This window comes from Porphyromonas uenonis 60-3, assembly GCF_000174775.1.
In the GTDB taxonomy this organism is placed as follows: Bacteria; Bacteroidota; Bacteroidia; order Bacteroidales; family Porphyromonadaceae; genus Porphyromonas; species Porphyromonas uenonis_A.
In genome coordinates this window covers 24,144-36,036 of sequence record NZ_ACLR01000124.1, presented here as the reverse complement: position 1 = coordinate 36,036, position 11,893 = coordinate 24,144, and the positions used below count along the sequence as shown (strand labels likewise).

General features: G+C 53.4%; 9 protein-coding genes. 1 reads left to right on the top strand and 8 read right to left on the bottom strand.

Annotated elements, in window-relative coordinates; all coding sequences use genetic code 11:
- Window positions 1–100 precede the first annotated feature (100 nt).
- The 8 genes from PORUE0001_RS04785 to PORUE0001_RS04745 form a co-directional block, all read right to left on the bottom strand.
- Window positions 101–1,006: a hypothetical protein gene (locus tag PORUE0001_RS04785; RefSeq protein WP_007365319.1), complete on the bottom strand. Its 906-nt coding sequence runs from the start codon at window positions 1,004–1,006 to the stop codon at window positions 101–103.
- A 13-nt stretch (window positions 1,007–1,019) separates the two neighbouring features.
- Window positions 1,020–1,931, bottom strand: a complete 912-nt coding sequence (locus PORUE0001_RS04780; protein ID WP_007365325.1) for a hypothetical protein — start codon at window positions 1,929–1,931, stop codon at window positions 1,020–1,022.
- 655 nt (window positions 1,932–2,586) lie between these two features.
- Window positions 2,587–3,027, bottom strand: coding sequence for a hypothetical protein (locus PORUE0001_RS04770; protein ID WP_007365340.1), 441 nt, complete (start codon window positions 3,025–3,027; stop codon window positions 2,587–2,589).
- A gap of 66 nt (window positions 3,028–3,093) precedes the next feature.
- Window positions 3,094–4,431, bottom strand: a complete 1,338-nt coding sequence (locus PORUE0001_RS04765; protein ID WP_007365327.1) for a hypothetical protein — start codon at window positions 4,429–4,431, stop codon at window positions 3,094–3,096.
- Between the two features lie 97 nt (window positions 4,432–4,528).
- A complete protein-coding gene (locus PORUE0001_RS04760) occupies window positions 4,529–5,491 on the bottom strand; it encodes a ketopantoate reductase family protein (RefSeq protein WP_007365323.1) in 963 nt (320 codons plus the stop codon).
- A 6-nt stretch (window positions 5,492–5,497) separates the two neighbouring features.
- A complete protein-coding gene (gene lpdA, locus PORUE0001_RS04755) occupies window positions 5,498–6,868 on the bottom strand; it encodes a dihydrolipoyl dehydrogenase (protein WP_007365347.1) in 1,371 nt (456 codons plus the stop codon).
- 39 nt (window positions 6,869–6,907) lie between these two features.
- On the bottom strand, window positions 6,908–7,654 hold the full coding sequence (gpmA, locus tag PORUE0001_RS04750) for a 2,3-diphosphoglycerate-dependent phosphoglycerate mutase (RefSeq protein ID WP_007365329.1): 747 nt from the start codon (window positions 7,652–7,654) through the stop codon (window positions 6,908–6,910).
- 29 nt (window positions 7,655–7,683) lie between these two features.
- Window positions 7,684–10,956, bottom strand: coding sequence for a protein O-mannosyl-transferase family (locus PORUE0001_RS04745; RefSeq protein WP_007365343.1), 3,273 nt, complete (start codon window positions 10,954–10,956; stop codon window positions 7,684–7,686).
- Window positions 10,957–11,232: 276 nt separating this feature from the next.
- Here PORUE0001_RS04745 and PORUE0001_RS04740 point away from each other — a divergent pair, with 276 nt between their 5' ends.
- Window positions 11,233–11,886 (top strand): LysE family translocator, encoded by a 654-nt coding sequence (locus PORUE0001_RS04740; RefSeq protein ID WP_007365353.1) that lies wholly within the window; start codon window positions 11,233–11,235, stop codon window positions 11,884–11,886.
- The last annotated feature ends 7 nt before the right edge of the window (window positions 11,887–11,893 follow it).

The following is an 11,893-nucleotide window of genomic DNA, read 5'->3' as shown; positions in this document are numbered from 1 at the left end:
AGCCACCACAAAGGTACAAAAAAGCGGGTAGCACTCGTCTGAGCACTACCCACAATTCAAAGGGAATATCGTATCTGATAGTGGATTAGCGAGCTCTCCTCTAGAAGCGACCCACGATACCTATCGAGTAGTCTCTCGTGCTCACCTCAGCCTGCGCTGACGGTATGGTGCTGAGCAGACTAACCCGTCCGAAGAGTCCGAAGAAGCCATACCCTATCTCGCCACGCAGATCCAGTCCGAAGGGACGTACATTGAGATCATCGTCCACAAGCGTATTGACCCGCTCATCGAGCGAGCGTGTGCGGGACTTTTGCAGGCATACGAACTTCGGAACGATCGATAGCGAGCTCCATGCATTCGTCTCGCCCCATGAGAGCGACAGACCTATCGGCATTTCTATGGAGAGGAGGTCTAGCTGCGTCTGCGCATAGCCTACCTCCTTAGGCTCCTGCTTTAGGATCGTCTGCCCCTCATCGTCACGCTGCATAGCGTACTTCTTGTCAAAGGCAAAGCTACTACCCACAAGCGAAGTCCCCACGTTGAAAGCCCACGGACTACGCCCGATCTGGAGGATTCCATAGACTCCAAGTTCTCCACGAGTAGAGCCCCAGAAGCGCTGCTTGCCACTCCATGCTGGAGCTGTAAAGAGGTTCCAACCGAAGGAGCAGACAAAGTGATAGGAGACATCTCCCATCAGGGTCTTATAGATGATAGGCTGGCCATCCTGCTTGTGAACGGTGCTAATGCGGGAGCGATTCCAAGCTGTCTGACGACCACCTCTCGTCCATACCCTATCTATATAGAGTGGCACCTCTTGCTTCTGACCTTTGGGGAGCCGATGCTCCACCTCTATCTGAGTATCTTTCTCACCTCGCATCACATAGACCGTGCGGTCAGCAAGCTGGATCGTATCACACGAGGTCACCGTCTGCCCCGTGGCGCTTAGTGTAGTAAGGAGTAGGGTGACTAACGCAAATAAGGGTAATGTATAAACTCTTGAGTACATAGTGGCGATGCGATTAGAAGGTGATACTTAGTCCAGCCGTGAGGAGGCCCTCATTATTGTACTTACTCCTAGCATCTCTGACGAGGAGTAGTGGCTGAGGTGTATAGTGTACATAGATGCCGATAGGCCTAAAATCTATAAAAGCCCCATAGGTCATCGACAGTGGCGGTGTCGCCTCCGTCGTGGTGCGCTCCTTGTGCCGATCGCCATACTGCTTGTGCATCACATACTCCTTGTACTTGATCTGTGGGATTACCTCGACACCGAGACGCATACGACTATTCATCATCGGGCGCATCCCCAGTGTGATTGGGAAAGATATGTAGCGTGTCACCAACTTGCTCTGGCGTAGTCCCATCCCATCATCATAGTGACTTTGAGACAGTGCACTAAACTCTTTATTGGTCGTAAAGTAATAACCATCACGCAGACTGTAAGTACGTCCCTCAAAGGCAAAGTCAAAGCCGACGAAGTAGCGCCCCTTGATGTAGTACCTATACCCTATCGGAGCCACCATGTAGTGGTTGAAGCAGGGGGTAGCTGCATGGGCAAAAGCATCGCCCAGCATCATCGTCGAGCCGAAGTATAGCTTCGGAAAGAGGCGTATCGTACCCCAGCGAAAGCTATTATCATCGTAGATGCCGAGTACACCACCTACACTTGAAAGAGCCTTACGAAGCTCTCGATCTATCGAGTGAGCGGTCGTCTCCATGCGACGCACACGGTGCCGCTCGTTGTAGTCGACCAGGATTACGTCGGTCTGACCTTTACTAGGCTCTATAATAAGCTTATAGTCATTCCGCTCAATGATTGTGTCGGGAGCAAGAGACTCCAGCGGAGTAGCCTCTAGCCAGCTCGTAGAGAGCAGGAGAAGTAAGCCTGCCAGCAGGCTCCCTCGTAGCGAAACGTGTAAATAGTACTGCATAGGTTGTTTTGATATGAGTCGGTTAAAACAATGTTCGTTGCACCGACAAAGTTAGAAAAATATCTCTAATCAATAACGAATCCCCTGGGGATAGACTGAAGCATGATACAGTATAAATCTATCAATATTTCTATGAAGAAAATCGGACGTCGGAGGAAATCGATCAAGTCCTCCATGGAAATTCTGAATTATCCAGGGAGGAATAAAAAAATTCTTCGGAACTTCGAAATCTTTCTTCCGAAGTTTCATTTCATTCTTCCGAACTTTTATTTCCCGGTTCCGTGAAGAATTTTCGTTTTCTCGCTGGAGATTCCCGATTTTCTCGGTAGACGTGTAACGGCTGGGGGGAACGCTCGGTCATGCATCCGTCCCCGAACCATCCAACGTGTAACGGCTATAGGGACGCACGGTCGTGCGTCCGTCCCCGTTAAAGCCTTGACACCATAACCTTTGACACAACGGACGCTCGACCGAGCGTCCCTACAACCGTTACTCGTCTCGTGCGTCACTACACGGGCTGCACGTCTCACCCTAATTGCTACCCCACTCCGACTCCCAGAGAGATAAAATAAGGGGCAGAAACCGCTTAGGTCTCTACCCCTGTACTGTGTCGTAGGACTATGCCTCTACAAACATATCGCGCCTTATAGCTTGACTACTTGACAAGCGTAAAGAACATAATAGGCTTCGGGATGACGACTCCAGCTTCCAGCTCGTAGGCTATCAAGATGTTAGTGTCCCAATTGACCTTCAAGATAAACTGGTTGATATCATCTCCTATTTTTACCGTGGCGGGATAAGCCTTTTGCGTAGCATCGTAGCTGTAAGTCACCGAGAGTGTGAGCTTCGTCCCTTTGATAGCTGCTGTCAGCTCGCCTTCCGTCTGAGAAGTGAAGCGAAGCTCGCCGCCAGATACTTCACCGATCTCTTTGTCAATGTCAAGCCCTGTGAGGTCTGTAGCCATCTTCCAGCGGGTATTGACGAGTGCCTCCTTGGGGTCCTTGTCTTTTGGATCCTTCTTACAGGAGCTGAGCATCAGAGTGGTGCTGACTAGTAGCATGGCTAGGCAGAGGCAGATCAATTGTTCTTTTCTCATTGTTATTAGGGCGTTTATTGGTTTAACGCCCGCTAAGGTACTACTTTCCCAAAATATAGGGCGCCCTTAGAGATGCGGGCGCTCGAGCTGTCGTATCTTCTGGGCGAGCGTGCGCAACGCTTTGCGGGCTGCGGGGAGCTCACGCTCGAGCTGTAGGATCATCTCGGTCAGGTCAGCATCGCTACCACTATGCTGGTGATAGGCAGTGCGGAGACGAGCCAGTGTCTGCTCCTGCTCGGTGAGCTGCTTCTGCTGACTCAGATACTGATCGTAGAGGGTCGCAGCCTCGGCGGAGTGAAACTGATCGCGGCTGGTGTAGATCACATTTGGTGCCACGACAAAGTTACCCTGAGAAGCGCTGCTGTGGGCAGGCTGTGCAGAGGTATGCTTACCCAGCAAAGTAGCGTAGTCTACGTCCGAGCGCTGCGTGACATGGTAGGGTCGTAGCATAGCGTACTGGCGCAAGAGAGCGGGATCGTTGGACGGGACCTCTGTCACCTCGCCATCATTGTAAACAAAGCGGTAGACGGTGACCATGCCACGAGGGGCATAGCGGTCGGAGACGAGGTAGCCGAGATGGCGCTCAGCATTGAAAGCGAGAAGCAGGTCATTGCCCGAACTATTGTATGGCAGACCTAGCGGGACGGGCTGTAGGTAGCCACCCGATGCGGTCTGGCGGGTCATATAAAGGTCTCGCCCTCCAAGCCCCTGCTTGCTAATAGCTGAGAAGTAGAGCGTGATACCGTCGGGAGCTAGCGTAGGATAAGAGGGAGCCTCGAGACTGTCTGGGATAGCGGTGATGATGCTAGCATCTGACTGAAGCGTCGTCGGTATCGGCTGATTGGCTAGAAGATCGCCATAGACGAGACGCACAGGTGCACCAGGACGCTTGCGGAGAGGTCTGATGTAACGATCGCTTCGCTCAGTGAGGAAGCCGAGACCTAAAGTGTCACAGGAGAAGACTTTGACGCCCTGTCCATTGAGGTAGCTGGCCAATTGCTCTCGTGCGATGGTGACGGTGTCAGCCACTTCTAACCAAAGGACGTTTCCCATAAGACGTCGCAGCGTATACAGTCTCTCAGCATAGAGGTCGATGGCGTACTGAGACTTGCGTGCTTTGCTCTGCTTCTCTAGTGAAGCGGACAGTGCGTCTAGTCGCAACTCTCTGAGGTAGCACTCCCAGAGAGCGGGCAGGTACTTACCATTTTGATGAGCAAGGTACTCATAAGCTGAGACGGCTAGGTCACTGCATCCTCGCGCTGTAGCTCGCTCCACGAGCTGCGTAGCGGTGGCTACAGTGGGCTTCGCATGAAAGGCTTGCGTGAGCGAGTCTAGCTTTTGCCCTTGGGCCATAAAGACTGGCAAAGTGAGGAGGCAAAGCAAGATGACGAGTAGACGCTTCATGGGGGATTAGAGGTTAGAAGTTAGAGATTAGATATTAGAGGAAGCGTCTCGGAGTGATCGGACGGGGGCCGACAGCTCCGAGACGCTGATGAGTAGATTACTGCTGAGCGATGCGCTGCAGGATGCCAGCGTAAGCCTCTTCGTAATGTGGCGCTGAGAGACCTAAGCGCTGGCTCTCACGAACCACGTAACCGACGAGACTCTCGACCTCGCTCTGATGATGGTTGCGTAAGTCGCTATTCATCGAGGTAGTCGTGGCGGGTGGCATACGGTCTATGCGACGGAGCGCTGAGGCGACTGGATCGGCATCGCTGATGCCCCACCCCTTAGCACGGTACAGCTGGCAGAGCTCTTCGGTGAGTCCGATGACAAAGGCACGATGCGCACCGAGCAAGCCCTCGACACCGCAGTCGTAGTAGCCTGTTGCAGCAGCTGAATTGGAGAGCATGAGGAACTTCTTGCGCACTTCTTCCATCGGATCGTCAGGGATGACGAGATCGATGCCCGCAACTTGGGAGATCCTAAGAAGTCGCTCTTCGCTAGCCGTTCGCTCACTCCCGATGGGTCGTGCCAGAGAGCCTGCGTAGAGTCGCTCGTTGTCGGAGTGGCTCTCCACGACACCAGGCTCTGTGCGCCGTGCGGTGACATATGCGATACCCGCCCAGCGCTCGACCTCTGCGGGAAGCATCGTGCGGAGCTGCTCGTGGATATCTAGTCCATTGAGCAACGGCAGGACGGCACTCTCTTTGGTCAGGAAAGGCTGCAGTGGACGAATACTATCGGCTAGGTCATAGCTCTTGGTCACAACGACCAGATAGTCTATCGGCTCCAGCTCCTGCGGATCACAAGTGACGCAACTGGGTCGCACAACGGTCTCGGCCAGACGAGGCGAGGAGATGCGCAAGCCCTCACTGCGTACACAATCGTAGTGCGCTCCAGGACGCATCAGGTAGGAGACGCGTAGCTGGTCGGGATGCGCCATGGCGTAGCGTGTCCAGAGCCCGCCGAAGTATCCACCGACGCCTCCTAAGCCTAGGATAACGATATGAGGAGGTCTCATGGCTAACTAGTTCGTACGGGGGAAGGTTTCCAACGTTTCCTTGAGAATCTCAGCCACAGAGGGGTGCGGGAAGATGATTTCGCTCAGCTCGTGCGCTGTCATTCCACGCTCGATGGCTAGCACTGCGGTGACAATCAGTTCGCTACAAGGATTGCCTAGCATGTGCACTCCGAGGATCTTGCCCTCGGGGTTGACAAGAACTTTGCAAAATCCTGAAGCCATCTCGTTTTCCGCAACAAAACGTCCTGAGTAGCTCATCGGGAGCATCAGCTTCATATAGACTTTGTCTCCACTTCGTAGCGCATCTTCGGTGAAGCCTACGCCCGCTATCTCGGGATGCGTGTAGACAACCCCAGGAATAGCTCGATAGCTCATCGGATTGATCTTACGACCGAGGATGTGGTCGACCGCTACCTCTGCCTCACGAACCGCAGTGTGGGCTAGGAGCGAGTGTCCGTTGACATCGCCCGCAGCATAGAGATTGGGGAGCGAGGTGCGGAGGTATTCGTCGGTCTTGACACCTCGACGCTCGAGCTCAAGCCCTTGGCTGAGCAGTGCCTCGAAGGAGCTGGTCACGGGACGACGACCCACGGAGAGCATCACTTGCTCGCCCTCCACCTTAAAGGTCTTACCCTCGTACTCAACCTCTACGCCATCGGCATAGAGATGCGTCACCTTGTGCTGGAGGTAGAACTTGATGCCACGCTTCGCATACTCCTCACGAAGGAGCGCTGCTAGCTCGCTGTCCATGCCATTGATAATCTCGGGGAGCATCTCAACTACGGAGACGGTCACGCCCATCTCGTTGTAGTAAGCGGCGAACTCCATGCCGATGACGCCACCACCGATGATGACGATCGAGGCGGGAAGCTCCTTACTATCCAAAGCTTCGCGGTGAGTAATATAGTGCCCCTCCTCAACTCCAGGGATAGGCGGGATGACTGTCTCTGAACCTGTACAGAGGAGTAGATGCTTAGCCGTATAAGTCTCAGCAGCTGCCGTGACGGTATAGGTGTCGTCGCTATTGTGCGCCGTGACAGTCGCATGCTCTGTGAGCACGGTCACGCCAGCTTCCTTCATCCGTGCACGGATACCAGCGACGAGCTTACGAACGACTTTATTCTTTCTAGAGATAACCTTGGCTGGGTCTATCTGCTCTGGCGTACAGGTGACGCCATACTTAGCGGCGCTCTGCACTGTCTGCCAAACCTTAGCCGAGTAAAGGAGCGTCTTCGTAGGGATGCACCCTTCGTTAAGACAGACGCCACCGAGCGCACGCTCCTCGATAAGTAGCGTATCCAGTCCACCACGAGCAGCACGCTCAGCAGCTGTGTAACCCGCAGGCCCTCCACCGATGATGATGAGATCGTATGTCATAATAGTTGGAAGTGTCTAGTGAAATGAACGGGATCGTGGCTACTTGCTCTTGCCTTGATTGGCAACGGCGGCCTGAAGCTTGGCTATCTGCTCGGGGTCGCCGAGGAAGTAGTCATGCTGCAACTGCATCTTGTCGTCAAACTCGAAGACGTACGGGATACCCGTCGGGAGATTGAGCGAAGGTATCTCTTCGTCTGAGATACCTTTGAGGTGTTTGACGATACCTCTCAAGCTATTGCCGTGAGCCGTGACGATGATCTCGCCATACTTCTCTAGGTCGGGACGAATGTTGCTCTCCCAGTAAGGAAGGATGCGCTGGACCGTCTCCTTGAGCGACTCCGTGAGTGGGAGCTCGTCAGGATTGACCGAAGCATAGCGTGGATCGTGCTGAGGCGCACGCTCATCGGTCGGGTCTAGCGGTGCGGGCGGTACGTCGTAACTGCGTCGCCAGATGTGCACTTGCTCCTCGCCATACTTGGCCGCTGTCTCGGACTTGTCCAACCCTTGGAGCATACCGTAGTGCTTTTCGTTGAGACGCCACGACTTCTCCACGGGGATCCAGTCGAGATCCATCTCGTCGAGGATAATGTTCAGCGTCTTGATGGCGCGCTTGAGATATGATGTATAAGCCTTGCCAAAGCGAAAGCCCGCCTTGCGTAGCTGTCGGCCAGCCTCGTGCGCTTCCTCGACACCTTGCTCGGTGAGGTCGACGTCTGTCCAGCCTGTGAATTGGTTACTCTTATTCCACGCACTCTGTCCGTGGCGTACTAATACAAGTCTTTTCATAAGGGTGAGATAAAGGAGTTTCTAAATGATTACTGATTTGTTGGGTCAGGGAGCCTCTGAGCGAGCTGCTGAGCGGTCATCTCCTTGACAGCCTCTAGGGATCCGCCAAAGATGGGCAACGCTTGCTGTAGCATCGTCTCATACTCTGCCGAGAGGTTGCGACCCCACAGCATATCTATGCGGATCAACTCTATGAGTGCGGTAAGCGAGTAGCGTACCGTCGCATCGTTGATGAGCGCCATCTGATGACGTGGGCTCTGCTGGCTGACCCAGTAGAGGAGCTGTGCCGTGTCGCGGTAGAGTGCACGAACGATCTCGTCGCCCTGCTTCTTCATATCGGCACGGTAGTAAGCATCCGCTAGACTTATGTCAGTCATATCGTAGGGCACCGCCTTAGGCGAGATCACCTCGGCACACTTCGTCAGCACCTTCTTAGCTCGCTCAGTGTCGTCTTGACGTAGGAGCGCCTGGGCTAGCGCAGCAAAGATATGTGCTCGATAGTAGTAAGAGATGTTGCGTCGGATATTCTCGTCAAAGTAGATGTTCGGGTCATTGGCATTGAAGTAGCGATACTTGTTCATCACTAAGTCATACATCCGCTCCACATCCACCTCGTAAGGTGTGCCCGCCACGGTCGTCGGGTTAAAGCGTTGCGCCATACCCACCTGCGACATATACTGTCTCTGATTAGCAAAGACATTCTGAGGAGCCGAAGAGACCCACATGATCGGTCGCTGCCACTTCGCTGCGCCCAGCATATCTAGGACAAAGAGCTGATCTCTCGTCACAGCCGACTTGCCCTCCAGCGAAAGCATCATACTCTCGGGCATAGGTAAACCCTGAAGCTGCGGGAAATGCTTTGCAACAACCGCCGAATCAACCGATACTAACACCTTGTCCGCAGGCATCAGCGCCTGACCCTGAGGAACGACCTTCGTCGCTGCCTTCATCGCTTGGTCAAAAGGCATCGGCACCGCACTCGTCGGACGTATTAGCGCATAGGAGTTCGTAACGAAGAAGGCTGGACTCATATATTTATTCGGTATCGGCTGTGCCTCGTAGCTGTGACGTAGCATGTGCTTGCCGTACCACTCCGACTGCAGGTAGCTCAGGTTGCTCACCTTGACATCGGTGCGCACGCCCTCCACCTCTTGGGAGTACCACAAGGGGAAGGTATCGTTATCCCCGAAGCAAAGTAGCACCGCGTTGGGATCACAACTGATCAAGTAGTTGTATCCGAAGTCGCTCGCTAGGACACGTCCTGAGCGATCGTGGTCGTCCCAGTTTTCCGAAGCCATCTGTATCGGCACGATCAATCCGAGTACCGAGACGATCGAGGCATTCAGTACAGGCTTGAGCTTAGCACGGCTCAGCAGTTCGTAAAGTCCTGCCACACCGAAGCCGATCCATATCGCAAAGGCATAGAAAGAGCCCGCATAGGCGTAATCTCGCTCACGAGGCTGCCCTGGTGTCTGGTTGATGTACAGGATAATCGCCAAGCCCGTCATGAAGAAGAGCGCCAGCGTAATCCAAAAAGCTTGCATACCCTTCTTGCGCCTCATCACTTGATAGGCAATACCTAGGAAGCCTAGGAGAAGCGGTAAGAGGTAGTAAGCGTTGCGTCCCTTGTTACTAAGGAATTGATCTGGCAGATCTTTGGTCTTACCCAGTGCGATCTGATCAATAAACGAGTAGCCCGTCAGGACGCCCCCCTTGAGCATACCGCCATCGCCCTGCAGGTCGTTCTGACGACCGATGAAGTTCCAGCCAAAGTAGCGCCAGTACATATAGTTAATCTGATAGCGCAGGAGGTACTTCAAGTTATCTGCCATCGAGGGCTTAGACATATCATCAGGGTTGCGGTCTATCCAACTGTTGTACGCTCTGATATGCTCTGGCTGTGGCGAGAACATACGGGGGAAGAGCATCTTGCTCCCCTCGGCATACTTCACCTCTGGCTGGCTGTAGATCTTGACATACTCGTCAGGTTCCTTCGGATTGCTCTTTACCTTGGGCGCATAGACAGGGCTTCCCTCCTCCATAGCTATAGGACGTGCCACGTAGGTAGCGCTGTATAGATGAGGTATAGCGCCATACTGCTCACGGTTGATGTAGCTCTTGATGGCAAGCGCCGTGTTCGGTTCATTCTGATTCATCGGTGTGCCAGCGAGCGAGCGCACGAGGATCACCCCGTAGGAGCTAAAGCCGATCATGATAACTAGCATACACATCTGAGCCGTGTGTAGGAGCTGTAGAGAGACCTTTCTATTTTGGAAAAGGTATATCGCCAATACTATCGTCACAATCACGCCTAGCCAGACCGCTCCTCCGAAGTATGGGATACCGATCAAGCACCAGGAGAGGATAAACGAGCTGATGATCAGATTACGACCACGCTCGCCTCGCTGATACAACGTGAGCGAACCGACCAGCACCACCATAAGGATGACGAGATAGCTGTAGAAGCCACTGTTGTACGGCATCTGGAGTCCATTGACCACCCAGCGGTCTATCGTACCTCCGAAGGCCACGACACCCTGCATGATACCAAACATGATGACTGCTATCAAGACGAAGGATACGATCAGTGTCGTAGCAATCCCCTTGAAGGAGAGTGTGTCATGCTTGCGGAAGTAGTATATAAGCGCCATCGCAGGGATGCAGAGCAAGTTGAGCAGGTGCACACCGATACTGAGACCCATCACATAGGCGATGAGGACTATCCAGCGGTCAGAGCGAGCATTGTCCGCACGGTCGCTCCACTTAAGCATCAGCCAGAAGACCAGCGCCGTCAGGAAGGAGCTAAAGGCATAGACCTCGCTCTCCACAGCACTATACCAGAAGGTATCTGTAAAGGTGTAGAGCAACGCTCCCACCAGTCCAGAGCCCATGATCAGTATCGTCTGCGCTAAGGTAGGCACTGGAGTCACCCCCTCGGGGATCAATTGCTTGGCACAAGGCGAAGCGCCTGGTAGTACCACACGACGCACCAGATGGGTGATACTCCAGAAGAGCAGGAGGATCGTCCCCGCACTGAGCAGTCCACTCAGCGCATTGGTGTATAGTCCCGCTAGTGCAGGCGTCGGGGCTAAGTGTGCAGCGACATTGTACACAAGCATGTAGATGGGGGCCCCAGGTGGGTGCCCCACCTCCAGCTTAAAGGCCGATAAGATAAACTCGGGGCAGTCCCACAGGCTCGCCGAGGGACCGATGGTCATCAGGTAGACCACCGCTGCGATGACAAAAGTCACCCAGCCCACCACATTGTTCAGCAGATTGTACAGTCGCCAGTTCTGTTGCATATCTATAGTTAAGGTATCATATACGGGGACAAAGATACGAAAATAGAGGTTAGAGATTAGAAGTTAGAGGTTAGAGGTTAGAGGTTAGGTACTAGAGGCTCCAGCCCCACTAGGAGCACTAGTGTCCCTAGAAACACTAGCCCCCTCTAACTTCTAATCTCTATCTTCTAATCTCTAACCTCTAATCTCTAACCTCTAATCTCTCCTTTTTGTACCTTTGCATCGGAGTCACTAGAGGTAGACGGTTCAAGTCTCCTCTTCTATCTCTTATATACGATGTTTATTACAGAGTACATACTACAGTTATTCGGAGGGATCATCATAGGCATCTGCATCTCTGCCCCAATGGGTCCTGCGGGGATCCTCTGCTTGCGGAGAGCCCTTGAGCAGGGACGACGTGCAGGGGTTGTCACTGGTATAGGAGCCACACTGGGCGACCTCTTCTATGCGATTGTCACCTACCTCTTTACGGGCATCATGCTGGACTATATAGATCACAACAAGATAGTCCTGCGCATCGTGGCAAGTATGCTCTTCCTAGCCTTTGCCTGCTACCTATACTTCAGCACGCCACGGCTAGGCGTCTCGCAGCGTGTCGTCGGGCAGATCAATCAACGCAATCTCTCACACCTGGGGAGTGGCTTCCTACTGACCATTCCCAATCTCTTCATCGTACCCGTCTATGTAGTCCTCTTCAGCCAGTTCAACTTCGTCTATCCACTCGGTGCACCTCCCTACGGGATGTTTGCTCTCGGACTCATCTCCATCGCGCTAGGCGCTTTGGGTTGGTGGCTCTTTATCACTTACGTTGCCACCCGCCTGAGAGACTTGGTGAGTCTGCGCAATCTACGGATCTTCAACCGCATCTTTGCGCTCATCTTTGCCATGATAGCTATCATCTCGCTGTTCTACACGTTTGTGGCTCTGTAAAAGCTTA

Excerpts from the sequence above, each read along its gene's own strand:
- PORUE0001_RS04770 (WP_007365340.1), bottom strand. The coding sequence starts at position 3,027 with ATGAGAAAAGAACAATTGATCTGCCTCTGCCTAGCCATGCTACTAGTC.
- PORUE0001_RS04740 (WP_007365353.1), top strand. The coding sequence starts at position 11,233 with ATGTTTATTACAGAGTACATACTACAGTTATTCGGAGGGATCATCATA.
- PORUE0001_RS04765 (WP_007365327.1), bottom strand. The coding sequence starts at position 4,431 with ATGAAGCGTCTACTCGTCATCTTGCTTTGCCTCCTCACTTTGCCAGTC.
- lpdA (WP_007365347.1), bottom strand. The coding sequence starts at position 6,868 with ATGACATACGATCTCATCATCATCGGTGGAGGGCCTGCGGGTTACACA.
- gpmA (WP_007365329.1), bottom strand. The coding sequence starts at position 7,654 with ATGAAAAGACTTGTATTAGTACGCCACGGACAGAGTGCGTGGAATAAG.
- PORUE0001_RS04745 (WP_007365343.1), bottom strand. The coding sequence starts at position 10,956 with ATGCAACAGAACTGGCGACTGTACAATCTGCTGAACAATGTGGTGGGC.
- PORUE0001_RS04780 (WP_007365325.1), bottom strand. The coding sequence starts at position 1,931 with ATGCAGTACTATTTACACGTTTCGCTACGAGGGAGCCTGCTGGCAGGC.
- PORUE0001_RS04760 (WP_007365323.1), bottom strand. The coding sequence starts at position 5,491 with ATGAGACCTCCTCATATCGTTATCCTAGGCTTAGGAGGCGTCGGTGGA.
- PORUE0001_RS04785 (WP_007365319.1), bottom strand. The coding sequence starts at position 1,006 with ATGTACTCAAGAGTTTATACATTACCCTTATTTGCGTTAGTCACCCTA.